This window comes from Catenovulum sp. SX2, assembly GCF_052056295.1.
Lineage (GTDB): Bacteria > Pseudomonadota > Gammaproteobacteria > Enterobacterales > Alteromonadaceae > Catenovulum.
On sequence record NZ_CP182493.1, the window covers coordinates 2,457,382 to 2,483,879 of the forward strand.

The window sequence follows — 26,498 nt, forward strand, 5'->3', positions numbered from 1 at the left end:
CACTTCTTTATATTAATTTTATTTTAACTTAAACGATTTAGTTTATTGGGATAGGATTAATTATGTTACAAACTCGATATATCTGTCAGCGTATTTTAGCGGTTATTGCCGTGTGCGTATTGGCGGTTGCATGTACATCTACCAACAACGACAGCTCGGCTTATCAAGCAAAACCTTATGTTCAGGTCAAACACCCTGAATGGACTAAAAATGCGGTTATCTACCAAATTAATACGCGTCAATTTACCCAAGAAGGCACTTTTAACGCCGCGGCCAAACAACTGCCAAGGTTAAAAGATTTAGGTGTTGATATTTTATGGTTAATGCCAATTCACCCCATAGGCGAAGAAAACCGAAAAGGAAGTTTAGGTAGCCCATATTCAGTCAAAGATTATCGTAAAGTTAACCCTGAGTTTGGCACATTGGATGATTTAAAAAATTTTATTAAGCAAGCGCATGAAATGGGCATGTACGTGATTTTAGATTGGGTAGCCAATCATAGCGCTTGGGACAATCATTTGCGTTTTGATCATCCAGACTGGTATGAGCGTGATTACAAAGGTGATTTTAGACCAACGCCTTGGTGGGACTGGTCAGATATTATTGATCTAGATTTCAGCCAGCCTGGTTTGCGCAAATATATGACGGATGCGATGAAATACTGGGTTGAAGAGGTTGGCGTTGATGGTTATCGATGTGACGTAGCGGGTTTTGTGCCAATTGATTTTTGGAACCAAGTACGCAAAGAGTTAGATGAAATAAAACCAGTATTTATGTTGGCTGAATGGGAATCTCGCGATTTGCATGCACATGCATTTGATGCAACTTATGCATGGAGCTGGTGGGAGCATATGCACAATATCGCCCACGGAAAAAGTAATGTGAATAGTTTATTCATCTATTATTCGTGGAACGAAAGCGCCTTTCCGAAAGAAGCCATGCGTATGACTATGGTGAGTAACCATGATAAAAATGCGTGGGAAGCCACTCAGTTTGAAGCTTTTGGTGAAGCGCTTGAAGCAAGCATAGTATTGTCTGTGGTCGGTGAAGGTATGCCAATGATTTACAATGGCCAAGAAGCTGGTAATCCAAGACGCTTAGCATTTTTTGAGAAAGATCCGATAGACTGGCAGCCGCATCCGATAGGTGATTTATACAAAAAGTTATTCAAGCTGAAAAAACAAAACACAGCGTTATGGAATGCACAATGGGGCGCAACCATGGTGCATGTACCCAATAATCATCCGACTGAGGTATTGAGTTTTGTTCGACAAAATCAACAAGACAAAGTGTTTGCTGTGTTTAACTTTTCAAGCTCTGCAAAGACAGTTAAGTTTAGTGAAAAACTCTACCACGGCCAGTATATCGATTTTACAACGGCCAAACAGGCGGTACTAACTGATACAACTGAGTTAGAAATTCCTGCTTGGGGTTTTAAAGTCTTTAGTAAATAAGGTTTTTATTATTCCATACGTATGCAAATTGCGCTTTTGCCTACTATGGCTCATGCTTAGTTAAATTAATTTAGATGAATTGTTACTAGCATGAATAAAAATACCAAATTGACAGTTTCATTGATAAGTGCGGTCATCTTGATATGGCCGCTAACTGGCTGTGAACAACATCAACCACAAAGTGTATCGGCTGATATCCAGCAGCTTGAATTAAATGCCGCGGCGCATTGGCTAACAACAACACAAATAAAAGTTAAACAAGCGCAAAACAGCGCAAATTTATATCTGATAAAAATTGATGATTATTCGTTAGCACCCGAGCAAGCCGTGGTTAAAGCTATGCCATCGGCAATTCCTTTAATTGCTACACAAGATAACTTGCAAGGTTTGTATCCTCATCTGAAAGACTTTACTAATTATTCGGTGCAAATAACCCCAGCAGAAGCTAAACATTGGTTGCGTGATAAAGTTGTGGTTGTTCAGCTTGATAAAAATGAAAATCTTTTAGCAATTAATACAGTGCAAAGCGGTTTTGTTTTAGACGATTTGTATACGCGTGGCGCAAATGACGCGGATGAAGTGGCAGATTTAGGCGCTGTTGTTAATCAACAAAATGTCTCTTTTAAGCTTTGGGCGCCCTTGGCGAAACAAGTTAGCTTGTTGCTATTTAATGCCGATAAAACACCATTTAGCGCTGTGCCGGTTACTTTGGCATTCGATAACAATTCGGGCATTTGGTCGACTGAAATTGATAAGTCGCTAGTCGGCAAATATTACAAATACCAAATAACCCAATATCAACCGTCTGCAGAGGAAGTGCTGGTAACAGAAGCGACCGACCCATACTCCTTGAGTTTATCGACCGATAGTTTATACAGCCAAGTGGTTGATTTAACCGCCCAACAAACTATGCCTGAAGGTTGGGCAACTCATACTGTTCCAGTGGTTGCTGCGCCGGAAGATTTGATTATTTATGAATCACATATTCGTGACTTTAGTGCTTCTGACAATACGTTATCTGATCCCGCATATAAAGGTAAATATAAAGCCTTTTTAGAAACCGATTCTGTATCTATCAATCATTTAAAAGCTTTGCGTAAAGCGGGTTTAAATGTCATGCATTTATTACCTACTTATGATCTGGGCTCTATTAACGAAACTGCAGAGCAAGTGATTGAATTGGACGAAACTGTCGGTGAATTATGCCGTATGTTCCCAGAAGTACACATTTGTAGCCGTAGTGAAATTCAGCAAAAAACTGTGCGTGAAGTATTTGCCAGTATGGATCCTTTATCGACCGACGTTCAAGCTGTTGTTGAACAAATTCGCGCTGCTGATCCATATAACTGGGGTTACGATCCATATCACTACACTGTGCCAGAAGGTAGTTATGCGACAAACCCTGAAGGCACTGCTCGTATAGTTGAGTTTAGAGAGATGGTGCAAGCCTTACATGGGTTAGGTTTTCGCGTGATTATGGATGTTGTGTATAACCATACTTTCCAAGCCGGATTAAACCCTAAATCTGTGTTAGACCGAATCGTGCCAAATTATTATCACAGACTGAATCCAATTACTGGCGCGATTGAACAATCAACTTGTTGTGACAATACTGCAAGTGAACGCGTGATGATGGGCAAACTTATGCTTGATTCGCTGGTGGTTTGGGCGCGTGATTACAAAATTGATGGCTTTCGTTTTGATTTAATGGGCCATCAACCAAAAGAACTTATGTTGGTCGCGCGCGAAGCCGTGCGTGCGGTTGACCCTGACACTTATTTTTATGGTGAAGGTTGGAATTTTGGCGAAGTTGCTAACAACGCACAATTTGTCCAAGCAATTCAAACTGAGTTATCTGGCACTGAAATCGGCACCTTCACAGACCGCATGCGTGACGCTGTACGCGGAGGGGCACCTTTTGATGGCGGAGAGTGGATCCGCCGTGGCCAAGGTTTGTCTAATGGTTTGTATGTCATTCCAAATGAGTTGCAGCCTGAAGATAAACAAAAAGATGAGTATTTATTGTCTATGAACCAAGCGCGTATTGGTTTAGCCGGCAATTTAGCTAACTTTAAAGTTAAAAATGAACAAGGCCAGTGGGTCACTGGCGCTGAGGTTGACTATGGTGGCGCGCCAACGGGTTATGCGTTAGATCCGGCCGACACAGTTAATTATGTATCGAAACATGATAATCAAACTTTGTGGGATAATAATCAGTACCGCATTGCCTATCATGTTTCAACTGAAGATCGAGTACGTATGCAGTTGTTAGCCTTAGCTTACCCCTTGATGGGGCAGGGTATTCCGTTTATTCATATGGGCTCAGATTTGTTGCGCTCCAAGGCATTTTTACGTGATAGTTATGATTATGGCGATTGGTTTAATGCGGTCGACTTTGCTAAACAATCGAACAATTATCATGTGGGTCTACCACCTGAGGTCAAAGACAAAGATAACTGGGATGTTATTCGCACTCTACTAAAAGAAAACCAAGGGCGTGATTTAGTCAAAGCTGCGGATATTGAGTTTAGCGCTAAGGTTTTCCAAGAGTTTTTACGTATTCGCAGCGAGAATAAGTTGTTCCGTTTAACTACAGAAAAACAGGTTATGGATAAAGTGACTTTTCATAATACTGGGCCAAATGCTGTTGATGGTGTTATTGCGATGAAAGTTTCTGATTTTTATGGTGAGCCTGTGCTGGATAAACGCCAGTCGTTAATGGTTATTTTTAATCATGGCGCTGAGAAAATTGATTTGCGATATCCGTCAGCCAATTTGTATCGTTTGCATCCTGTGCAGCAGAATGGTGTTGATAAACGTGTGCAGCAGGCAAAAGCATTAGATGGTCGTTTTGTTGTACCGGGTTTATCTGTTGCTGTGTTTGTGACTTCGCATAAGGATTAGTTTTCTAGCTTATTTATGCTAAGTCTTATGGATGCTGTGCTGTGAGATTGTGCCAGCACGCTAGTTTGAAGCATAATTTTCTAAAAACGCTGTGCGCCAGTCCCTGGCCGCTCCCACAAGGCATCCATGCCTAGTGAAGTTTTAGAAAATTAGCATTCAAACTGGCTCCTAATGGGCAATGATATCGCTTCGTGAAATTACTGAGAATATGTGCCAGCAAGCCCGTTAGAAGCATAGGTTTTAGTCGCTAGATGTTTTGTGGCATAGAAGACAAAAGGTGAATGAGATATTGTTCGCAAAATCGTAGTGCTCTACAAAATGCATTGAGCACGACTTCGTCGATGAAGCTTCGTCCTGTCGCTGTCCATAGCTCCACCTCATTCAGCTGCGAAGCATTGCTTCGGTCTTCATTCGCCCCTATCTTGTGAAGTTTTGCTTACAACATACTCATCCACCTTTTTCGCAAATTTATTGCGGTTGTTTTCCCCGACTGTTTGCTTTGAGTTTTACGCAATAAATTGATTTAAAAGGGGTAAAAATTTGTTAGTCAGATATATCGCAAGTTCTTAATTTCACAGTTAATGGACGTAGAACACCTTCTGCCAATAGTGCTGCATAAAAGAGGACTACTAGGTTAACCGCATATGCTCTGTGCAGTATTACCGGGTTCTCAGGTATGTCAAAATTTGAATGGATAGAAATTGTATTGATAATTAAACCCACAAAAGCGCCGGCATAAACAAATTTGTTTTGGTTTAGGTAGATTGCTGCTAATTTTTTCGCTTTGATACCACCAGCAATTTCGTCCGTAAACAGGTATTTAAGACCCATAAAGGACTGGTGCAGTCCATCCACACCAAAACTGATGATAGTTGCTGCACAAGTGAATAAAAGCACAAATAGTAAAGCAGGCAAGTCTACGAAGAAGGATATTTCGCCGCCCAACCACATAAACATACCAATGGCTGAGGACATCACCAATAAAGCTATAGCATTGTGCGCAATCATCTTTTTAGTCCAGTTAACCTTAATATCGTTTGATGTTGTTTGTAATTCTTGAGGAGACAATTCGTAAACTGATGCTAACGAAAGTGTCGATTCGGCAGATGCCTTGCCATCTGATTCAATCCTTTGAATGGTTCTAACGGAGAGTCCTGTTGCTTTTGCTAGCACTTCTTGCGACCAGCCTTTTTCATTTCGAAGTTGTTTCAACTTATCGGTTGATAAAAACATTGTGTGTCCTTCATTGCTTTTCTTTGTATTCAAGTATGCTGTATACGATTTAAATTGCAGTAATTTTTACCCGTCATATTGACGACAGCGATACGCCAAGCATTCAAACTGGCTTTGAATGGGCATTATTATCGCTTTGTGCAATTGCTGCGAGATTGTGAATAAGCAGCTTAATATACTGTTAGCTAGGTGCAATATGCTCAAAAGAGCAAGAGCATAACTTTCGCAAAACCGCTGTGAATACATCCTTGTACGCTTCGCTTTTTCATCCATGAAAAAGAAATTTTGCTCCAAGTTATTCCTCTTACTCTTTTTTACTTATGAGTTGCGGGTAGTTTTTTAACCGCGATATCTGAGTTTGTTGAGGATGGGAATTGCGAGTAAACGAAGCAACCTTGAATTGCATGGATGCAATTCGAGAGCGCTCAGGGAAGACTTGCAGCGTTTGCTGAGTTATTCGGGATTTCCAGCCTATTTGCTGAGACTTTGCCGCGATACAGTGTCCAGAGGATATTCATTCTACTTCTGGCTGCAGTGTACGGCCTAGTAGCGAGTTTAAACATGCAGACTATGCAAGCCAAAACTACATCAATAACCAGCTGGCAGTGCCTAAGAAAGCAAAGATACCAACAATGTCAGTGACAGTGGTTAAAATAACACTGCCTGCTAATGCTGGATCAATATTAAATTTCTTTAATATAAGTGGAATGGTTACACCTGAAATACCGGCGGCTATCATATTCATCAACATAGCAAAGGCGATAATCCAAGCTAGGGTAAAATCTTGTTTCCAAATACCGACCACAGTGGCAATGAGCAGCGCCCAAATTAAACCGTTTAAAAAACCAATTGTGAGTTCTTTAAGCAATAAGCTGCGGGTATTTGATTCAGAAATGTGCCCCAAGGCCATAGCACGAATAACTAAAGTTAAGGTTTGATTACCAGCAACACCGCCCATACTTGGCACTATGGTGTTTAAAATAGCTAACACAGCCAGTTGGCTTAATACATCTTCGAAAAAGTTAGAAACGGTTGCGGCTAACAAAGCGGTTAATAAATTAACCCCCAACCAAATAGAGCGTTTTTGGGTACTTTGTACAACAGGCGCGAAGGTGTCTTCTTCGTCATCTAAACCCGCCATACTCATCATTGAGTGTTCTGCGTCTTCACGAATAATATCAACCATATCATCAATGGTAATACGGCCTAACAAGTGGTTTTGTTCGTTAACAACTGGCGCTGATATCCAGTTATGTCGTTCAAACATTTGTGCCGCTTCACTTTCTGGCATAGTTGCAGGAATCGGCACTAAATCAGTATTCATCAACTGTTCAATTACGGTTTCAGGTTGAGACGTAACCAGTGACGACAAACTGATGTCACCAATTAAACAGTCATCTTTGTCTACTACATACAGGCTGTCAGTGTTTTCTGGTAAATCAGCACGGCGGCGTAAATAACGTAACACCACTTCAACAGTTACATCTGGTCGTATGGTGACAGTGTCGGTATTCATTACTGAGCCGGCAGTGTCTTCTTCGTAAGCTAATGCGGCTTCTGCTCTGTGTCTGTCTTGCGCATCGAGTGAGCTTAAAACGTCTTGGTATAGTTGCTCAGGTAAGCTACGTAAAACACCTGCAAGATCGTCTGTGTCCATGCCTTCAGTTGCTTCGGCAACGGCTTCTGGCATCATTTGGCGTAAGATACTGTTTCTTACATCTTCACTCAGCTCTTCGAGAATTTCACCATGAAATTCAGAGTCGATAAGTTGCCAAAACGCCATACGCGATTTGACTGGGGATGATTCTAAAATAAATGCCACGTCACAAGCAGGCATATTATGCAGCGCATTACGCACATGCACGAACATGCCGCGGTTTAACGACGCGGTTAATTCATGCAAGGTTTGGCTGGATAATGATTGCTCGTATGCTTCAGGCATATAACTGCAATGCTCCTTGGCAGTTTATTCCCCAATCCAAGATAAATTAGTAACGAAATTTGGGGCGCTGATGATTACCAATAGTTTAACTAAAGTATTAGATGCAAGCCACTTTAAAATACAAAGACTTACTCACCTTCGTGAAAGCGTGCGTTAATTAAATCTTCGACTGCTTGCAGCGCTTGTTCGGCTTGTTCACCATTACAACTAACTGTGACTTCTGTGCCTGTTGCGCCTGCTAGCATCAATAACGCCATAACGCTATTTGCGTTAGCTGATTTACCGTCACATTCAATGGTAATTTCGCATGGATAAGCTTGTGAAACTTTAACTAATTGGGTTGCGGCGCGGGCGTGTAGACCTAATTTGTTTTTTATGAGCAGTGTTTTGCTGAGTTGCACTTGTTAAACCTCAAACAGGGCGGGAGATGCCCGCGAAGCAGGCAATATAGCTGATTAAATTGCCTATGGATTATTATTTGTCGTGTTTATTTTGCTCACGGTGCACAATAGCTACATCTGAGTGGCGTGAGGCAAAATACCAGCCGATCGCTTCGGTAACATAAACTGACCTATGTTTACCACCCGTACAGCCAATTGCCACTGTTACATAACTACGATTGTTTTGTTCTAACATCGGCAGCCAGTCTTCAATACAACTGCAAATTTTGTCGATAAAAGCTTGTACTTCTTCGTGTTGTTTTAAAAAGTCTTGTACTGGTTTATCTAAACCTGTCAGTGGCCGCAAACTTTCGTCCCAATGTGGATTAGGTAAAAAACGTGCATCAAAAACGTAGTCTGCATCTGTTGGTATACCAAATTTAAAACCGAATGACTGAAAGACTAACCTTAAATGACCCGCTTTTTTGTTTAACACTTTATTGGTGATAATTTTATTTAAATCGTGAATGCTCAGCTCGCTGGTATCGATAAACAAGTCGCTCATTTCACGAATTGGCCGTAACAGTTCACCTTCTTCAACGATTGCTTCTTCTAAACTTAATCCTGCTTGCATCAAAGAAAGTGGGTGAACACGGCGTGTTTCAGAATAACGTTTTAATAAAGTTTGATTGCTTGAATCCATATACACAACAACAACGTCAGCGACGCCTTTCAGTTGGGTAATGATGTTGCTTAAATCTTGTTGCCAGTCGGATATGTTACGAATATCTAAGTTAAGCGCGATACGGCTATATTTGCCTTTTAATGCATCTGGTAAAAACGGCAATAACTGAATTGGAATATTATCGACACAATAAAAACCTGCATCTTCAAGTTGATCAAGTGCGGTCGATTTACCTGAACCCGAACGACCTGACAGTATGACAAGTTGTAACATAGTTTATTCCGTAATAGCTTGAAAAAGTTCCTGATTAGTTTGCGCTGATCTTAAGCGTTTTAAAATACTTTTATCCGAAAGTTTTTGTGCAACAGCTGCTAATGATTTTAAGTGTTCGTTGCATTGGTTTTCTGGTACCAACAGAGCAAAAAAAACATTAACCGGCTGGTTGTCTATCGCGTCATAATCAATAGCTTCTGCTGTGGTAATTAATACGGCTAACGCTTTAGTTGTATTGGCTAAGCGGCCATGAGGGAGGGCGATACCATTACCTATACCTGTACTACCTAATCTTTCTCGATTGAGCAAAGCTGCGGTAATTTCTTGTTCGGTCATTTCGCTAATATGCTGTGCAGCTATTTGACCTATGTGCTCAATAATTCGTTTTTTGCTAGAAACAGAGACTGCACATTCAGTGCAGTCTTTGGATAAAAAAGATTGAATGTCCATTAATGGCGTTTCATTTTCTCTTTATGCTTGATGACTTGGCGATCCAGCTTGTCTATCAAGGAATCTATTGCGGCATACATATCCGTATGCTCGGCGTTGGCAAATACTTCACCACCGTTTAAATGCAGCGTTGCTTCTGCTACTTGATTTAGCTTTTCAACGTTGAGGATAACATACACGTTATTGATGTGATCAAAATGACGCTCAAGCTTTGCAAACTTGTTGTCGACGTAATCTCTTAGTGAGTCAGTAATATCAACATGACGACCAGTTAAATTGATTTGCATAGGCTCTTTCCTTTTTTGGTTTATGCCTTCTAAAGAAGGCTCTTACGTTGGTTTGACGGCGGAATTGACAACGACTCTCGGTATTTAGCTATGGTGCGTCTAGCAACCATAATACCTTGATCCGCTAACAATTCTGCAATCTTGCTATCACTTAACGGTTTTGCTGTATTTTCAGCAGAAATCAGTTTTTTAATCAAAGCGCGTATTGCGGTTGATGAACATTCCCCACCATTTTCAGTGCTGACATGACTTGAGAAGAAGTATTTCAATTCAAATATACCACGTGGTGTGTGCATATATTTTTGTGTCGTTACCCTAGATATGGTCGACTCATGCATTTCAACTTCTTCGGCAACATCATTTAACACCATAGGTTTCATGGCTTCATCACCGTACTCAAAAAAACCTTGTTGTTGTTTTACGATACACCTTGCTACTTTTAACAAAGTTTCGTTACGACTTTCAAGGCTTTTTATAAACCATTTTGCTTCTTGCATATGCGAACGGATAAATTGTGAATCCGACGTATTGCGTGCTGTTTTACTCATAGCTGCATATTCTGCATTTATCTTGAGTTTTGGCATGCTGTCTGGATTTAATTCAACTATCCAATCGTCTTTAATTTTTTTAACTGCCACATCTGGCACTATATATTGAGCTTCTTCTGCAACCACAGCGTTACCCGGTCTTGGGTTTAAGCTGTGGATGAGTTTCATCACTTCTTTTAGCTCGTCTTCTTTTAGTTTAGTCTTCCTTGCTAAAGTTCGGTAGTCTCTATTACCTAAAAGTTCGATATAATTTTTAATTACTTTTTTGGTTTCGGCTAAATAGGGCGTATCTGCTGAAAATTGATTCAGTTGTACGAGCAAACACTCTTTGGTATCTCTGGCCGCAGCACCAACTGGATCAAAGAGTTGAATGCGTTTAAGTACTGCTTCTACTTCTTCAACTTCAACTAAATCGTCTATTTCTTCGCTTTCTATGCCTAAACTTTCAATTATGTCTTCAACACTAACAGTTAAATAACCTGAGTCGTCGACTGCATCAATAATGGCTATGGCGATAGCTCTGTCGACTGGTGAAAATGGCGTTAAATCCATTTGCCATAATAAATGGTCACGAATTGACGTTATGGTTTCACCTTGGTAAACCATATCATCGTCAGGGGCTGCACCACCTGAGCCAGTTCCAGTACCTTGGGTAAAGTGGTCATCCCAAGTGCTGTCGGTCGCTAAATCTTCGCGAATATCTTCGCGTGATAGTTCGTCACGGCTGTCGGGCACTGCATCTTCGTTTGATTCGGTATTATCTTTGCCGTTTTTTTCTTCTTTTTGTTGTTTAGCTTCGTTTAACGCGTCTAATGATTCGAAGTCCTCGCGGTTTTCTTCAGATTCCAACAAAGGGTTGCTATCAAGCGCTTCTTGGATCTCTTGCTGAAGATCAAGCGATGACAATTGCAACAATCGAATAGCTTGTTGCAACTGCGGGGTCATAGTTAAATGCTGACCAAATTTTAACTGAATAGTTTGTTTCATTAATTAGACGATTCGTTATAGTTTAAATTGTTCACCTAAATACACGTTACGTACTTGTTTGTTATTCAGCACATCGTTGGGTGCACCAGAGGCAATTAACTGTCCTTGGCTAACGATATAGGCTTTTTCACAAACATCGAGCGTTTCACGCACATTATGGTCTGTTATTAGTACACCTAAACCCCTATCTCTAAGATGGGTGATAATTCTTTTTATATCAATAACGGATATAGGATCTACCCCGGCAAATGGCTCGTCCAATAAGATAAATTTTGGATCGGCCGCTAGCGCTCTGGCGATTTCTACCCGTCTTCTTTCACCACCGGATAATGCCATGCCCTGACTATCTCTTATGTGGGTGATATGAAATTCTTCAAGTAGCTCTTCAAGTTTAGCTTGTTTTTCGCTTTTGGTAAGCTCAGGTCGCATTTCTAAAATAGAATAAATATTTTGTGTGACCGTTAACTTTCTAAATATAGACGATTCTTGTGGTAAATAACCAACACCTGCACGGGCTCTTTCGTGCATTGGAAAGTAGGTCATGTCTTTGTCGTCTAATAGAATTTGCCCAGCGTCATTTTCCACTAATCCGACTATCATGTAGAAGGTAGTGGTTTTACCAGCGCCGTTTGGCCCCAATAAACCAACTATGCTGCCGGATTCAACCTGCAGAGAAACATTTTTAACCACTTGGCGTTTTTTATAGGCTTTAGCTAAGTTGGTTGCGATTAACTTCGGCATTAATTGTCACCACTTTTTGGTGTTAACACAGTACGGACTTTTTGCCCTTTTTGATTATTGCCGGAAGCGACAAGTTTTTGTGCGACTAAGTCATATTCGATAACATCACCACTGACCTGGCTATTTTGCTGTGAGATATTGGCATTGCCAGACAAGGTTAAAATACGGTCTTTTACTTTGTATTGAATATTTTTCGCTGTTGCTATCAGAGTTTCACCACTGTCTAACACTTGTTTATAGCTAGCCGGTAAACCTATAGCTCGCAAAATGTCTTGGCTTTCAGGGTCGTCTTCATCCGCTTTGATGACTTCTAATCTATCTGCTTTCATACGCAACGAACCCTGTTTTACTTCTACGTCGCCAGAAAAACTTAAGGTATTGGTTTTTATTTCGAGCTGTTGCTTTTTCGCATCTATGACTATGTTTTGGCTAAAGTCTGCTTCTAGCGCAATACTTGGTGCACAGATAAGACTACCGATAAAAAGTGTGATGATTTTATTGTTTAACAAAGTATTCTGCCCGTACTTGCTCCACGAGTTCAAACTCTTGGGTTTTTAAATTTCCACGTAAACCTTGGCCACTAAAGGTCATTTTGTTGGCGACACCAGTCACTTTTGCACTGGTTGATATGGTTTGTGCGGTTAAATCCATGTTGAGCCTATTTACATACAGTGTATCAAACCAATCGTCTGGTTTGTTAGCCATAACTGCAACATTGCCTTCAAGTTCTAGTTGGCGATTGTCGTATATTACACTGTCGTTGGCACTGATGATCCAGTGCTGCTGCTGGTCGCTCGAATATAAAATATATCTTGGATTCTGAAAATAGGTAAATTCAAGTTCTTGATAATGTTCTAATGAACGTGCATTGAGTTTGCTGTGAATTTGACCACTTTGGTCGTATTCTGTTCTATTTAATGCGGTTATTTGGTAATCGGGTAATGCGACACGATCAAATGCTGCTATTTCTTGTGGTTGCGAACTCCATTGCAGCCAAAAGTATTGGCTGATCGCAACTATAATTAAAACTGACAGCAGCAGTCGCTTCATACACTCATACCTTGCGCTTGCTCTAATACGCCGCGCGTTTGTAAGAAAATATCGCAAGATTCACGCACAGCGCCAAAACCACCACGGACATGCGTTTGATAATGGCAAATTTGTTGAATAATTGGGTGCGCATCGTTCACTGCGATTGCTAAACCAACTTGCTGCATCACAGTTAAATCAGGCACGTCATCACCAATATATGCAATTTGTTCATCTGTGATACCCAGCTTGTTTTTTAACTCAATATAGCATAGGCTGCAAGTTTATCTTCTTGTCCTTGATAAATGTGCTGGATACCTAACGAGCTCATACGCTTTTCAACTATCTGAGATTTTCGCCCTGTGATCACGGCAACTTGAATGCCTGCATTGATTATAGCTTTAATGCCAAAACCATCGCGGGTATGAAATGCTTTTAACTCTTCACCTTGATTGCCCAAATAAATATGGCCATCTGAAAATACACCGTCAATATCGCAAATAAACAGTTTAGTTTGTTGAAACTTGTCAGCGATATCTTGTTTGATTGGTCCATAGATAGAGTTAAATAACATTAAAGTACCTTAGCTTTGAGTAAGTCATGTAGGTTTATTGCGCCGATTGGACGGTTATTGTCATCAACCACAACAAAACCGTTAATTTTTTTGTCTTCCATTAACTTCAGCGCTTCGGCTGCTAACATACTTGGTGTAACTGTAACCGCATGTTTGGTCATCACCTGACTAATTTGAGTGCTGTGAATGTCGATGCGTTTATCTAAAGTTCGGCGTAAATCACCATCTGTATATATGCCGCTTAATTGACCTGCTTGATTGATAATAGCGACAAAACCTAAACTTTTTTGTGAAACTTCAAATAAAGCTTCGGCAATAGTGACATCTTCAGCGACTATCGGCAGTTGATCGTCTGCATGCATTAAGGCTTCAACACGCAATAAGAGTTTTCGACCTAAACTCCCAAGTGGATGAGAAACGGCAAAGTCTTCTGCGGTAAATTTGCGCGCTTCCAACAAGGCGACAGCCAAGGCATCACCCATAACTAAAGCGGCAGTTGTGCTTGCGGTTGGTGCTAGGCCAAGTGGACAAGCTTCTTGGTTTACTTTTACCAAAATATGCACGTCTGAATAGTGTGCAAGGCTTGAACTTGCGTTGGCCGTGACGGAAATTAATTTAGCGCCTATGCGTTTTATCACGGGTAAAATAGTGACTAATTCTTGGCTTTCGCCTGAATTAGATAGTGCAAGCACAACATCTTGTTTGCTGATCATGCCTAAATCGCCATGGCTGGCTTCAGCAGGGTGAACAAAAAATGCTGGCGAACCTGTGCTGGCTAGGGTTGCTGCAATCTTTCGCCCAACATGACCTGATTTACCTATACCGGTAACGACAATTTTGCCACTGCAATTAAGTAATGTTTCACAGGCTAATGCAAAGTTTTCGTCTAAGTCACTATTGAGCTGTGCTAGAGCTTGTTGTTCAATTTCAATGACTCTTTTCGCACTGTTTACAAATGCATTCATTCAACTCTTACCCGTTTGCCATGCCAAATAGTAAATACTGATATGCAATAAAACATGCTAATAACACACCGCCTTCCACACGGTTTATACTGCGCGGGCCTTTGCCTAAACCAACCGCCATTAGTATCAGTAATACAGTCACGCCAATCATGATTAACGAGTCGCGTGTGACAGCCGCTGGGTCAACCGCACCAGGTGCAATAATAGCTGGAATACACAATACGGCTAATGCGTTGAAGATGTTTGAACCAACAATATTGCCTAATGCAAGATCATCTTCGCCTTTAATGACACCAGCAATGGATGCTGCTAGCTCAGGCAGAGATGTACCAATTGCTATTATGGTCAAACCAATCACTAAGTCGCTGATGCCAAATTCTTTTGCGATAAATACCGCAGAATCAACGAGAAAATCTGAACTTAATAACAGAATGGTTAAACCTAGCGCTAACCAGAAAACCGCCATGTGAATTGGCACACCTTCTGGTACATCGTCACTGACTTCATCTTCATACAAATCTGGGTTGGCTGCTTCTTCAGGTGTTTTATGAATAGATGCATAGGCAAGATAGCCAATTGTGATAAAAAACAATATAGCTAATACAATGCCTTCGGTACGGGTAAATTGCAGGTCATAGATACAATAAACGGCAACAAGAGAGGTGACTAAAATAAAAGGTAGCTCTCGTCGTACGGTAACTGAGCCCACTAACATAGGTTTTAATAAGGCGGTAACACCCAATACTAAAGTGATATTGGTAATATTTGAACCAATTACATTACCAATCGCGGTATCGGCTTTGTCTGCTAAAGATGCGCTTGCGGCCACCATCATTTCAGGTGCGGAGGAACCCATAGCTACAATTGTTAGTCCTATGATGAGTGGTGATAAACCTAAATTGCGTGCTAAAGCAGCTGCACCGTAGACAAATTTGTCGGCACTCCACATTAGTGCGGCTAAACTAACGAGCAATATAATGACATTTTCGAGCATAAAGACCTTTAATTTGAATGCTATGCGGCCATTATACTCAAATTAGTTGAATATGCATGATGTGTTTAAGTTTACTTGGTAGTTAGTCAAAAATTTGGATGCAGTATGCGGAATGTGACATTTTTGGTTTTTCATTTAAGTATATTTGCTAGAATACGCCGCAGCTCTGCTTTAGGCAGATAAATCAGGGAAATTTAATGTCCAACGATAATATAGTACAACTTAAAAATGTGACTTTTAGTCGAGGTGAGCGGGTTATTTATGATGACATCAGCTTAGATATTCCTCGCGGCAAAGTCATAGCGATTATGGGACCCAGTGGTATAGGTAAAACCACTTTATTGCGTTTAATTGCCGGGCAGATTAAACCAGAAAAAGGCAGCATAAATTTTGATGGTGCAGTCATCAATAAACTTAATCGTCAGCAATTGTATGCTGCACGTAAAAAAATGAGCATGTTGTTTCAAAGTGGCGCTTTATTTACCGAAATGTCAGTATTCGATAATGTTGCTTTTCCAATACGCGAACACTGTTCATTACCTGAGGATATCATTCGCACTATGGTGTTAATGAAACTCAACTCTGTGGGTTTGCGTGGTGCCGCTGATTTAATGCCGACCGAATTATCCGGTGGTATGGCTCGCCGAGCTGCACTAGCTAGAGCGATAGCACTTGACCCGCAGTTAGTTATGTATGATGAGCCTTTTGCTGGCCAAGATCCCATTTCTATGGGCGTATTAATTCGTTTGATCCGCTCGTTAAATGATGCGCTTGGATTAACATCTATTGTGGTATCACACGATATCAACGAAGTTATGAGCATAGCGGATTATGCTTACATTATGGCGAATAAAAAAGTGATAGGTCAGGGAACACCACAGCAGTTGCGTAAGTCAGAGTCTCCATTAATTCATCAATTTATGGCTGGTGAGTCAGATGGCCCAGTGCCGTTTCATTATCCTGCGCAAACATTTGATGCTCAATTAGCTGAGGTATTTAAAGCATGATAGTTGATGCATTAGCCAAACTAGGCCGAGATACTATTTCGGCGACTGCGACCACAGGCCGAGCGGGTTTAATGTTATTTAATGCCTTATGGGCAGCGCCAGATCTGAAAAAAAATAGCCCTTTATTGCTAAAACAATTACAAGTAGTTGGTGTTCAGTCACTGGCGATTATTTTGGTCAGTGGATTGTTTATTGGCATGGTCTTGGGTTTGCAGGGGTATACTATTTTAGTCGGTTATGGCGCAGAAAATAGTTTAGGCCCTATGGTGGCTTTGTCGTTATTACGCGAGTTAGGCCCTGTAGTGACAGCTTTATTATTTGCTGGTCGAGCTGGCTCTGCACTTACTGCCGAAATTGGTTTAATGAAAGCGACTGAACAGTTATCTAGTTTAGAACTTATGGCTGTTGATCCACTTCGTCGAGTTATCGCACCAAGATTTTGGGCTGGCATGATAAGTATGCCGCTATTAGCTTTGTTATTCAGCTCAGTCGGTATTATTGGTGGGCACTTAGTAGGTGTAGAATGGCTAGGGGTTGATAGCGGTAATTTCTGGAGTGTTATGCAAGCCGCGGTCGATTTACAAGACGATGTAATGAATGGTGTGATAAAAAGTTTTGCTTTTGCTTTGGTGGTAACTTGGATTGCGATATTCAGAGGTTACGACTGTATACCTACATCTGAAGGTATCAGTAAAGCGACAACACAAACAGTGGTGCATAGTTCACTTGCTGTACTTGGATTAGATTTTGTATTAACAGCGTTAATGTTCGGGGAATAATAAATGAGCAACCGTAAAGTTGAAGTGTTAGTTGGTGCTTTTATCGCTGCAGGTATTGCTGCGTTTTTATTTTTAGCACTCAGTGTTGCAAACACAGGGAGTTTATCAAACGGTGAAACTTATCGTTTATACGCTAAATTCGATAATATTGGTGGTTTGAAAGTTCGTTCACCAATCAAAGTAGGTGGGGTTGTTGTTGGTCGTGTCGCTGAAATTAATCTAGATACTCAGTCTTTTATGGCTGTGGTATCAATGGATATTTCTAAAGATTACAAAGACTTTCCTGAAACCAGCTCTATCAGTATTTTGACCGCAGGTTTATTAGGTGAGCAGTATTTAGGTTTAGAGCCAGGTTTTATGATGGATGGCATTGAGACTCTAGGTGAAGGTGCTTACATTCAAGATACAAAATCGGCTTTGGTACTTGAAGAATTGATTGGTCAGTTTTTATTTAGTCAAAATGGTGATGACTAGAGGTGGTGAATATGAAAAAGTTAGTCAGCGCGATTGTGTTAGCTTGCGCTTGTTTAGTGCCTACATTTACTTCAACTGCTGTTTATGCGGCTGAGCAGGCGCAATATGCTGATATTCAAGACCCAAGAGAGTTATTTGAAAAAGTAACTCAATCTGCATTTAAGCGCTTTAAAGCAAGTTGGTCTGAGGTTAAACAAAATCCTGAACTATTAAAACAAATTATTCGTGAAGAATTATTACCTTATATCGACCACGAATATGCCGCTTTTAAAGTATTAGGTAAATATGTGCGTGATGTTAAAGCGGACGATAGAAAAGCGTTTGTTGATGCCTTCTCTGACTATATAGTGACAATTTATGCACAGTTGTTCACTCAATACCGTGAAACTCAGGACATAGTGGTGCAGCCAACTATGACGGGTGAAGAAGACAAAATAGCCGTAGTGCGCAGTAAAATTGTTGAGCCTGGCCGTCCTGATATAGACGTTACTTTTAAACTTATATATCGCAATAACCAGTGGCGCGCTTTTGATATGGAAGCCGAAGGTATTTCGGTGCTGAGTACTAAGCGTAAAGAAATTGGTGCTGCTATGCCTAGACTTGGCATAACAGGTATTATTAAAGATTTAAAAGATAAAGCTGAGCAAAAGCTGACATTTAAATCTGATTCAAGTGATCCTCAATCATGATTAAATTGGCAGAAAAACAGCTGAATCATCAATTTTGGCAGTTAGACGGTGATTTAACCCGAGAAAATGACCTGTCAATTATTCCACAAGCACCTTGTGATAAAGGTTGTGTGATAGATATCTCTTTAGCTGAGGTTGGCAGAATTGACACTGCTGGTTTAGCTTATTTAATTAAGCTAAAACAACACTTTGCCAGCAAGCAGATACAAACGAATTTTATTCATTATGGCGAAAATTTACGCAAGTTAGCTGAGCTGTATGATGTTGCTGAAATAGTAGGAATAACAGAATGAATTTAGAACAAATTAAACAATTAGTTGGTGATGCAATTGAGCATGAAGAATTAATCGTTGAACATGAAGACAATTATTATCTGAATATAATTATTGTTTCTGCTGTGTTCGAAGGTTTACGTCCGGTTAAACGTCAGCAAATGGTCTACCAACCGTTAAATGACATGATTGCAGATGGCACTGTTCATGCAGTAAAAATCAAAGCCTTTACCGCTGACGAGTGGCAAAAACATAAAAAGCTCAATTTTTAAGTTGTAGTTGGAGCCTTAATCCGTATGGATAAATTTGTAATTCAAGGTGGTTCACCACTGCAAGGTGAAGTGCGTATATCAGGTGCAAAAAATGCGGCCTTGCCAATTTTATTTGCGACTATTCTTAACCCTAACCCGGTTACTTTGACCAATGTGCCGCAGCTGAAAGATATTAAAACGACATTAAGTTTGTTGGCTGAACTAGGGATTAAAGCCGAGAAATTGGCTGACGGTTATTTATTTGATGCTAGTGACATAAGCTCAACTACAGCGCCGTACGAATTGGTTAGAACCATGCGTGCGTCTATTATGGCTTTAGGCCCGTTAGTTGCGCGTTGTGGTCATGCAAAAGTTTCTTTGCCTGGTGGTTGTGCAATTGGCGCTCGCCCAGTTAATTTACATATTAGCGGCCTGCAGCAAATGGGTGCTGAAGTAAAAGTGGAACACGGTTATATAGTTGCAGACACTCATGGTAAAAAGTTACAAGGTGCGAACATTTTCTTTGATACGGTAACCGTAACTGGCACAGAGAATTTAATGATGGCAGCTGTGTTAGCTGAAGGTACGACTGTACTTGAAAACGCCGCTCGTGAGCCTGAAGTGGTTGATTTAGCCAATTGTTTAAATGCTATGGGCGCAAAAGTTTATGGTGCCGGCACTGATACTATTACTATTGAAGGTGTGTCGACTTTAATTGCAAGTAAACACGCCATTTTGCCAGACAGAATTGAAACCGGCACTTTTTTAGTGGCTGCCGCTGTTACTGGTGGAAAAGTTACCTGTACACATACTTGTGCTAAGTTGTTAGAAGCTGTTATCACTAAGCTAAAAGAAGCCGGTGCACAAATTACCACAACTAAAGACAGCATTACTTTAGATATGACAGGTCGTCAGCTAAAAGCTGTAAACATTAAAACCGCACCACATCCTGCTTTCCCAACCGATATGCAAGCACAATTTACTGTACTCAATTGTGTCGCTCAAGGTACAGGCACTATTCATGAGACCATTTTTGAAAATCGTTTTATGCATGTACCTGAATTACATCGTATGGGCGCAGATATAGAGTTAGAAAGCAATACTGCGATTGTTCGTGGTGTTGAAACTTTATCAGGAGCCGAGGTGATGGCGACTGATTTACGTGCATCGGCTTGTTTGGTTATCGCGGGTTTATTTGCTAATGATGAAACTACAGTAAACCGCATCTACCATCTAGACAGAGGTTACGAATCACTCGAACTTAAGCTGAATAATTTAGGAGCTAAAGTTCAGCGAGTGTCTGGGTAATTCCATTATAGTGACAGTGATTTGCAATTTAACCCCTTTGCGGATCACTGTTACTGGCAATTCTGTACCTGGGCGCGTTTCTGCGATTAAATCTAACGCTTGTGCACGGCTGACAATCTTTTGTTGGTTGATCTCTATAATAATATCGTTCGGCTGAATGCCAGCTAGCGCTGCAGGTCCTGCAGGTTCAACCATAGTGACAATAATGCCGACTGGCGTAACTAAATCATCACTGGTTTGAATATAAGTTTCTTTGCCGGATAAACCTAAATATCCACGTACCACACGACCATCAGTGGCAATTTTTCTTAAAACAGTTAAGGCTAATCTTGCAGGGACTGCAAAAAATATCCCCTGCGCTTGGTTATCGCGGCGTGCTGACGCATAGTTGAAAGAGTTAATGCCAACTAAATAACCATCACTGTCGACTAACGCGCCACCTGAATTACCATCATTAATGGCTGCATCCATTTGAATAAAGTCGGCATAATTAGAGCTTAAACCCGCACGGCCCGTTGCACTGACTATGCCTTGGGTAATGGTTTGACCTAGGTTATATGGATTACCTATAGCTAAAACTAAATCACCTGGTTGTGAAGTGAGGTTAGGATCAATCGGCGCAACTGGTAAGTTTTCACTTTGTACCCAAAGTACAGCTAAATCGGTATAAGGATCACTACCTATTAATTGTGCTTCAAACTGACGCCCGTCTTGTAGCGCAACCAAGATTTGGTCGGCATTTTTAACTACATGTTCAGCGGTTAAAATAAAGCCTTTTTCTGAAACAATAACGCCTGAGCCGAGCGTACGAATAGCGCGTTTACTATTGTAAAAACGTTCGTCACGTTCAAACCCTTGGGTATAAATGTTTACAACCGCTGGTGCTGCACGCGCTACAGCTTGGGCAAACGAAATGGGTTTTCGTTTAGTCGTAGGCTCGTTAAAAATACTCTGCCAAATTAAGTTGTTTTGCCTAAATTCAGGAAAAGCCGCGAACAATATGAGCGTAAGAACAACAGCTATCGCCAAGGTATTAATAATAAATTGTAACTGCTGAAAAATCTTAAATTTCATAAGGTTCGTTTTGATTGAGTATTAATTATTAGACTGACTAAAGTTTAAGTATATTAAAAGCCGCCCAGTTAAAAAACAAAAAAGTGATAGATGACAAACACCTACCACTTTTCGAAATAATATACCCAGTAGCTTGGCTATATTTGGGTTAAGAATAAGCTTAGCGGATAACTAGATATAGCTGAGTATTTCCGCGCATTACATTCAAGGCAATAATACCGTTTTTGTGCTCGTCTAACTTATCGCGCAACTGGGCGATATTGCTTACACGCTCACGGTTTACCCCAATAATCACATCACCTTCTTCTAAACCTAAACGAGCGGCGATTGATCTATCTTCAACCGAGTTAACTACCACACCAGCTTCGCCTGATTTAGTTTTACCATTGCCTAAATCTGAGCCATCTAATGCTGGGTGCATAGTCTCTGCTGCGACATTGCCGCCCTCGGCTTCTTTCAGTTTAACTTTGATGTCCATTTCTTTGCCGTCGCGAATAATACCTAACACTGCGGTGTTTCCAGCACCCATAGTGCCTATTTTCGCTCTGAGTTCAAAGAAGGTTTGAATTTTACGTCCATTTATACTAACAATTGCATCACCTGGTTTAATGCCGGCTTCTTCCGCTGCTGTGCCTTCAAATACTTGGCGAACAATTGCCCCTTGGGTGGTTGGCAGAGCAAAAGCTTTGGCCATACCTGCGTCTATATTTTCACCAGAAATACCTAGCACACCTCGGCGCACTTCACCAAATTCAACAATTTGATCCACTAGATTTTTCATCATATTGCTTGGAATGGCGAAACCAATACCCACGTTGCCGCCGTTAGGTCCAAGAATAGCGGTATTAATACCAATTAACTCGCCGTTAAAGTTAACTAAAGCGCCACCAGAGTTACCGCTATTAATCGCTGCATCGGTTTGAATAAAGTTTTCATAACCTTCAATGCCTAAACCACTGCGACCTAGTGCAGAAACAATACCTGAAGTCACGGTTTGACCTATAGCAAAAGGGTTACCAATGGCGATAGCAAAGTCACCTACACGCAATTTGTCCGAGTTAGCCAGTGGTATATCGGTTAAATTATCTGCGTCAATTTGCAAAAGAGCGACGTCACTTTCAGAATCCGAGCCGATTTTTTTCGCTTCAAATTGGCGACCATCTTTGAGTGTGACTAAAATTTTGTCGGTATCGGCAATTACATGATGATTCGTCACCACGTAACCTTTTTTCGCATCAATGATTACGCCCGATCCTGCGGTTTGAAAAGGTTTCTCTTGAGTATGTTGGCGTGGAGCATTTGGGCCAAAAAAGTATCTAAATACATCAGGCACACGCTGGGCGTCTTTTTTCATGCCGGTGGCGGAAATATTAACAACAGCGGGAGTCGCTTTTTCTAACATAGGGGCTAATGTCGGCATTTCTTGTTTGTCGCTATTGCCAAACCAAGGTAATGCCGCATGAGCAACAACAGGTGCTAATGCCAAACTAGCTGTTAATACCGAAACTTTAAACAAATTAGTGTAGTTAGCTTTCAACTTCAATTCTCCTAAAATCTAAATAACTAACTGGCCATAAAGTGCGCGATATTCGCCGCAAAATATGACTTGTAGTTGCATTAAAGACTATGGGTTATGAAAAAAAGTTCAGTTTACTTTTGGTTTTGCTCGCTAAACCAGCCCATTTTATTTTCTGAATAGTCTAGCGGCATAGAGTCAGTTTTGCTGTCGACGCGGTTTTTCTTCGCGCTTTCTTCTGCTTGGCTTTGTGCGATCATGGCGGCAGTGTCATCACCAAAAAATGGCACAAATTCTTTATGTTCTTTTTGCGTTGCGGCTAATTTTGCAAACTGTTGTTGCGACTCAGCAGCCGCTTGGTTTGCTTGCTGGGCTATTTGCTGCATAGCTTGGTTGACAGAGGCCAAGTATGTATCAACATCTTGCTTAAATGACTCTTGCGCTTTGACATGCTGTGCTAGCTCTTCAGACAACTTATGATGTTTGCCGGATACTTGTGGGAAAAAACGCACCGCCAATAATCCAGTGATTAAACCAGCAGCGAAAATTATAATGTCTATTAACCAACTCATGGTGAATTACCTCAAAAAAAATATTAGCATTAGCACTTTATCGTTAAATATACTTGTGTTTTGCCTGTTATGACTAGCCCGTTTTTACAATACCAACAAGATTTAGCTTCTGGAAAATTGCTGCCGGATGACGCGCAAGCAAACGCAATCAAGTATTTAGATACACTGCATCATCAAGTGGTGGAATATTTAACTCCAAACCAGTCTTGGCAGGCTTCCCTTAAATATCTGTTTCGCAAGCCGAAAAATCAAGTTCCACAAGGGCTTTATTTTTGGGGCGGCGTTGGCCGTGGTAAAACCTATATGATGGACTTGTTTTATCATGGTTTACCAACAGAACAAAAAATGCGTGTGCATTTTCACCGTTTTATGCACAGAGTGCACAATGAACTCAAACTATTGGGCGGACAGTCAGATCCTTTAATTACAGTTGCAGACAAGCTTGCCAAAGAAGCAAAAGTAATTTGTTTTGACGAATTTTTTGTCTCGGATATTACCGATGCGATGATTTTAGCTGGTTTAATTCAAGCTTTGTTTCAACATGGCGTGGTGCTGGTCGCTACATCAAATATCGAACCCAAAGGTCTTTACCGTAATGGTTTGCAAAGACAAAGGTTTTTACCAGCAATTGATTTAATTGAAAAAAACTGCCAAGTGCTTAATGTTGATAGTGGTGTGGATTATAGATTGCGTACGCTTACGCAAGCCGAAATTTATCATTCCCCGTGTGATGGCCCGGCTATGGCGAATTTAGATAGTTATTTCAGCAAAATGGCGATTGGCGACATTACAACCGACAGTTTTATTGAAATTGAAAAGCGCAAAATTGCAGTACGTAAAATGGCACAAGATTTAGTTTGGTTTGATTTTAGAGCTATATGCGATGGGCCACGCAGTCAAAACGATTATATTGAACTGAGCCAATGTTTTCATACTGTACTGTTAAGTGATGTTGAACAAATGGGCAATGGCACAGATGATATTGCGCGACGTTTTATTGCGTTAGTTGATGAGTTTTATGAGCGCAACGTTAAACTGATAATTGCAGCAGAAGTGCCAATGGAACAGTTATACACAGAAGGTTTATTGAGTTTTGAATTTAAACGCTGTTTAAGCCGTTTACAAGAAATGCAATCAACCGAATTTTTGGCTAAACCTCATTTGGCGTAAACAAATTTGAATTAATAGGTGATCTTTTTTTAACCGTCCTATATAATGCGCGCCTCCCAAACCCGGTAAGGCATGAAAGAGGGCCTTTGTTCAAATTCTCGAAGGGGTTTTTGACATAAACTAGGGGAGGCATACTGCCTCAAAAATGTGGAATTTTTTTTGTATTTAGGTCAAATTCGAAATGAAAACTTTCTCTGCAAAGCCTGAATCTGTAAAGCGCGACTGGTTTGTAGTTGACGCTGACGGTAAAACTTTAGGTCGTATAGCTACTGAGATCGCGCGTCGTTTACGCGGTAAACATAAACCAGAATATACTCCTCACGTAGATACTGGTGATTACATCGTTGTTATCAATGCTGAAAAAGTAGCGGTAACTGGTGCTAAGCGTAGTGACAAAGTGTATTACTCACACTCTGGTTTCCCAGGTGGATTAAAATCAATTACTTTTGATAAGTTAATTGAGAAAAAACCAGAAATGATCATCGAAAGCGCTGTTAAAGGCATGCTTCCGAAAGGTCCATTAGGCCGTGCAATGGCGCGTAAACTTAAAGTATACGCAGGTGCTGAGCACAACCATCAAGCGCAACAACCGCAAACTTTGGACATCTAATTCGGAGACATTACTATGGCAGACTCTCAATACTATGGTACTGGTCGTCGTAAGAGCTCAACAGCTCGTGTATTTTTAAGACCAGGTACAGGTAACATCACAATCAACAAACGTTCTATCGAAGAATACTTCGGTCGTGAAACTTCACGTATGGTTGTTCGTCAACCTTTAGAATTAGTTGAATTGACTGAAAAATTCGATTTGTACGTAACAGTAGTTGGCGGTGGTAACACTGGTCAAGCTGGTGCTATCCGTCACGGTATCACTCGTGCATTAATGGAATTTGATGAATCATTACGTCCTGCGTTACGCAAAGCTGGTTTTGTTACCCGTGATGCGCGTCGTGTTGAACGTAAGAAAGTTGGTCTTAAGAAAGCGCGTAAGCGTCCACAATTCTCAAAACGTTAATTCGTTTGGTATACCAACTTTTGCAAAAACCCGGCTTGTCCGGGTTTTTTTATAAGCAAAATTTGCGACAAAATGTGTTGTTTTTGTCCAGCGAACAAGCTGCGAATGTGTTGATAATTTAAGCCTAATTGATCACAAACAAATAAATCACAAAATATCTGGGTTATTTTGGTGCTTTTTCCGTGATTTCCTTGTCAGTTATACGGTTTTTTTTATATCATTCGCATTATTTTATTTCTGCCCCTAGCAGTGGGTGATTTTTGCTGTTTTTTCAGCCAAGTACTATGCTAGGACAGTCAATTTTTTAAATCTAGTCTCGGAGAAGATTGAATGAGTAATGCGCCTGTTGATAACGGTCGCCGTCGCTTCTTAACCGTCGCAACTTCGGTTGTTGGTGGGGTGGGTGCTGTCGGAGCAGCTGTGCCTTTCATCGCGTCTTGGAATCCGAGTGCAAAAGCCAAAGCGGCGGGTGCACCGGTAGAAGTGAACGTGAGCAAACTCCAACCTGGTCAAATGTTAAGAGTAGAGTGGCGTGGTAAACCTGTGTGGGTGGTTAAACGTACTGATGAAATGTTAGCGCAACTTGCTAAACATGAAGGTCAATTACGTGATGCTGCATCAGAAAACGAACAACAACCTACGTACGCAACAAATCAACATCGCTCAATCAAGCCTGAGTTTTTTGTTGCTGTTGGTATTTGTACTCATTTAGGTTGTTCACCTCAATACTTGGCTGACAGTTTTGCTGCTCAAGTTGAAGGTGTACCATCGGGCTTCTTCTGTCCTTGTCATGGTTCTAAGTTTGATATGGCTGGCCGTGTATTCCAAAGTGTACCAGCGCCGTTAAACTTGGTTATTCCACCTCATAAGTACTTAGACGAGAATACAATTCTTGTTGGTGACGACTCGGGAGCTGCATAAT

Annotated in this window: 28 protein-coding genes and 1 pseudogene; 13 read left to right on the forward strand and 16 right to left on the reverse strand. The window is 40.9% G+C overall.

Translation table 11 applies throughout. The annotated features are described in order from the left end of the window. The first annotated feature begins 62 nt into the window (after positions 1-62). Both ACMZOO_RS10300 and pulA read left to right on the forward strand, forming a co-directional pair. Positions 63-1,454 (forward strand): alpha-amylase family glycosyl hydrolase, encoded by a 1,392-nt coding sequence (locus ACMZOO_RS10300; protein WP_440903269.1) that lies wholly within the window; start codon positions 63-65, stop codon positions 1,452-1,454. Between the two features lie 90 nt (positions 1,455-1,544). After that, complete coding sequence (gene pulA / locus ACMZOO_RS10305; protein WP_440903270.1) at positions 1,545-4,358, forward strand: pullulanase-type alpha-1,6-glucosidase; 2,814 nt, start codon at positions 1,545-1,547, stop codon at positions 4,356-4,358. Positions 4,359-4,901: 543 nt separating this feature from the next. Here the strand turns inward: pulA and ACMZOO_RS10310 are convergent. From ACMZOO_RS10310 to ACMZOO_RS10370, 13 genes and pseudogenes are all read right to left on the reverse strand, one after another. Next, entirely contained in the window at positions 4,902-5,591 is a 690-nt protein-coding gene (locus ACMZOO_RS10310) for a helix-turn-helix domain-containing protein (protein ID WP_440903271.1), read from the reverse strand. A gap of 583 nt (positions 5,592-6,174) precedes the next feature. Next, entirely contained in the window at positions 6,175-7,533 is a 1,359-nt protein-coding gene (gene mgtE / locus ACMZOO_RS10315) for a magnesium transporter (protein ID WP_440903272.1), read from the reverse strand. Positions 7,534-7,661: 128 nt separating this feature from the next. Next, positions 7,662-7,934, reverse strand: a complete 273-nt coding sequence (locus ACMZOO_RS10320) for an HPr family phosphocarrier protein (RefSeq protein ID WP_016954496.1) — start codon at positions 7,932-7,934, stop codon at positions 7,662-7,664. Positions 7,935-8,007: 73 nt separating this feature from the next. Then, positions 8,008-8,871: an RNase adapter RapZ gene (gene rapZ, locus ACMZOO_RS10325; RefSeq protein ID WP_440903273.1), complete on the reverse strand. Its 864-nt coding sequence runs from the start codon at positions 8,869-8,871 to the stop codon at positions 8,008-8,010. A gap of 3 nt (positions 8,872-8,874) precedes the next feature. Continuing rightward, a complete protein-coding gene (gene ptsN, locus ACMZOO_RS10330; protein ID WP_440903274.1) occupies positions 8,875-9,321 on the reverse strand; it encodes a PTS IIA-like nitrogen regulatory protein PtsN in 447 nt (148 codons plus the stop codon). Next, positions 9,321-9,608, reverse strand: coding sequence for a ribosome hibernation promoting factor (hpf, locus tag ACMZOO_RS10335; protein ID WP_016954493.1), 288 nt, complete (start codon positions 9,606-9,608; stop codon positions 9,321-9,323). The genes ptsN and hpf overlap by 1 nt, the downstream gene beginning before the upstream one ends. A 29-nt stretch (positions 9,609-9,637) precedes the next feature. Next, a complete protein-coding gene (locus tag ACMZOO_RS10340; protein ID WP_440903275.1) occupies positions 9,638-11,143 on the reverse strand; it encodes an RNA polymerase factor sigma-54 in 1,506 nt (501 codons plus the stop codon). Between the two features lie 15 nt (positions 11,144-11,158). After that, entirely contained in the window at positions 11,159-11,884 is a 726-nt protein-coding gene (gene lptB / locus ACMZOO_RS10345; RefSeq protein ID WP_440903276.1) for an LPS export ABC transporter ATP-binding protein, read from the reverse strand. Next, positions 11,884-12,393, reverse strand: coding sequence for a lipopolysaccharide transport periplasmic protein LptA (gene lptA / locus ACMZOO_RS10350; RefSeq protein WP_440903277.1), 510 nt, complete (start codon positions 12,391-12,393; stop codon positions 11,884-11,886). Before lptA ends, lptB begins: the two co-directional genes overlap by 1 nt. Further along, on the reverse strand, positions 12,380-12,934 hold the full coding sequence (gene lptC / locus ACMZOO_RS10355) for an LPS export ABC transporter periplasmic protein LptC (RefSeq protein ID WP_440903278.1): 555 nt from the start codon (positions 12,932-12,934) through the stop codon (positions 12,380-12,382). The genes lptA and lptC overlap by 14 nt, the downstream gene beginning before the upstream one ends. Continuing rightward, positions 12,931-13,487 (reverse strand): annotated as a pseudogene (gene kdsC, locus ACMZOO_RS10360) (3-deoxy-manno-octulosonate-8-phosphatase KdsC). Before kdsC ends, lptC begins: the two are co-directional and overlap by 4 nt. Beyond that, positions 13,487-14,452 carry a KpsF/GutQ family sugar-phosphate isomerase gene (locus ACMZOO_RS10365; RefSeq protein ID WP_440903279.1) on the reverse strand — a complete coding sequence of 322 codons (966 nt, stop codon included), beginning with the start codon at positions 14,450-14,452 and terminating at the stop codon, positions 13,487-13,489. Before ACMZOO_RS10365 ends, kdsC begins: the two are co-directional and overlap by 1 nt. Positions 14,453-14,459: 7 nt before the next feature. After that, the gene (locus ACMZOO_RS10370) at positions 14,460-15,446 is read right to left on the reverse strand and encodes a calcium/sodium antiporter (RefSeq protein ID WP_440903280.1); all 987 of its coding nucleotides are present in this window, start codon (positions 15,444-15,446) and stop codon (positions 14,460-14,462) included. A gap of 197 nt (positions 15,447-15,643) precedes the next feature. Here ACMZOO_RS10370 and ACMZOO_RS10375 point away from each other — a divergent pair, with 197 nt between their 5' ends. From ACMZOO_RS10375 to murA, 7 genes are read left to right on the forward strand one after another with little or no spacing between them, the layout of a single operon-like run. Further along, on the forward strand, positions 15,644-16,453 hold the full coding sequence (locus ACMZOO_RS10375; RefSeq protein WP_440903281.1) for an ATP-binding cassette domain-containing protein: 810 nt from the start codon (positions 15,644-15,646) through the stop codon (positions 16,451-16,453). Next, complete coding sequence (gene mlaE / locus ACMZOO_RS10380; RefSeq protein WP_440903282.1) at positions 16,450-17,232, forward strand: lipid asymmetry maintenance ABC transporter permease subunit MlaE; 783 nt, start codon at positions 16,450-16,452, stop codon at positions 17,230-17,232. Before ACMZOO_RS10375 ends, mlaE begins: the two co-directional genes overlap by 4 nt. 3 nt (positions 17,233-17,235) lie before the next feature. Beyond that, positions 17,236-17,706, forward strand: coding sequence for an outer membrane lipid asymmetry maintenance protein MlaD (mlaD, locus tag ACMZOO_RS10385; RefSeq protein WP_016954483.1), 471 nt, complete (start codon positions 17,236-17,238; stop codon positions 17,704-17,706). An 11-nt stretch (positions 17,707-17,717) separates the two neighbouring features. Continuing rightward, positions 17,718-18,395: an MlaC/ttg2D family ABC transporter substrate-binding protein gene (locus ACMZOO_RS10390; RefSeq protein ID WP_440903283.1), complete on the forward strand. Its 678-nt coding sequence runs from the start codon at positions 17,718-17,720 to the stop codon at positions 18,393-18,395. Then, positions 18,392-18,688 carry an STAS domain-containing protein gene (locus ACMZOO_RS10395; protein WP_016954481.1) on the forward strand — a complete coding sequence of 99 codons (297 nt, stop codon included), beginning with the start codon at positions 18,392-18,394 and terminating at the stop codon, positions 18,686-18,688. Before ACMZOO_RS10390 ends, ACMZOO_RS10395 begins: the two co-directional genes overlap by 4 nt. Then, complete coding sequence (locus ACMZOO_RS10400) at positions 18,685-18,939, forward strand: BolA family protein (protein ID WP_016954480.1); 255 nt, start codon at positions 18,685-18,687, stop codon at positions 18,937-18,939. Before ACMZOO_RS10395 ends, ACMZOO_RS10400 begins: the two co-directional genes overlap by 4 nt. Positions 18,940-18,963: 24 nt before the next feature. Next, positions 18,964-20,226 (forward strand): UDP-N-acetylglucosamine 1-carboxyvinyltransferase, encoded by a 1,263-nt coding sequence (gene murA, locus ACMZOO_RS10405; protein WP_440903284.1) that lies wholly within the window; start codon positions 18,964-18,966, stop codon positions 20,224-20,226. Here the strand turns inward: murA and ACMZOO_RS10410 are convergent. The 3 genes from ACMZOO_RS10410 to ACMZOO_RS10420 form a co-directional block, all read right to left on the reverse strand. Next, complete coding sequence (locus ACMZOO_RS10410) at positions 20,194-21,300, reverse strand: trypsin-like peptidase domain-containing protein (RefSeq protein WP_016954478.1); 1,107 nt, start codon at positions 21,298-21,300, stop codon at positions 20,194-20,196. The two genes, murA and ACMZOO_RS10410, sit on opposite strands and share 33 nt — an antisense overlap. Positions 21,301-21,460: 160 nt before the next feature. After that, on the reverse strand, positions 21,461-22,837 hold the full coding sequence (locus ACMZOO_RS10415; RefSeq protein ID WP_440903285.1) for a DegQ family serine endoprotease: 1,377 nt from the start codon (positions 22,835-22,837) through the stop codon (positions 21,461-21,463). Positions 22,838-22,950: 113 nt separating this feature from the next. After that, the gene (locus ACMZOO_RS10420) at positions 22,951-23,388 is read right to left on the reverse strand and encodes a ZapG family protein (protein WP_440903286.1); all 438 of its coding nucleotides are present in this window, start codon (positions 23,386-23,388) and stop codon (positions 22,951-22,953) included. Between the two features lie 69 nt (positions 23,389-23,457). Here ACMZOO_RS10420 and zapE point away from each other — a divergent pair, with 69 nt between their 5' ends. The 4 genes from zapE to petA all read left to right on the forward strand — a co-directional run bounded on the left by zapE (position 23,458) and on the right by petA (position 26,497). Further along, on the forward strand, positions 23,458-24,558 hold the full coding sequence (gene zapE, locus ACMZOO_RS10425) for a cell division protein ZapE (RefSeq protein ID WP_440903287.1): 1,101 nt from the start codon (positions 23,458-23,460) through the stop codon (positions 24,556-24,558). Between the two features lie 181 nt (positions 24,559-24,739). After that, positions 24,740-25,168, forward strand: a complete 429-nt coding sequence (gene rplM / locus ACMZOO_RS10430) for a 50S ribosomal protein L13 (RefSeq protein ID WP_016954474.1) — start codon at positions 24,740-24,742, stop codon at positions 25,166-25,168. 15 nt (positions 25,169-25,183) lie between these two features. Then, positions 25,184-25,576 (forward strand): 30S ribosomal protein S9, encoded by a 393-nt coding sequence (gene rpsI, locus ACMZOO_RS10435; protein WP_440903288.1) that lies wholly within the window; start codon positions 25,184-25,186, stop codon positions 25,574-25,576. 330 nt (positions 25,577-25,906) lie between these two features. Continuing rightward, complete coding sequence (petA, locus tag ACMZOO_RS10440; protein WP_016954472.1) at positions 25,907-26,497, forward strand: ubiquinol-cytochrome c reductase iron-sulfur subunit; 591 nt, start codon at positions 25,907-25,909, stop codon at positions 26,495-26,497. Position 26,498 lies beyond the last annotated feature (1 nt).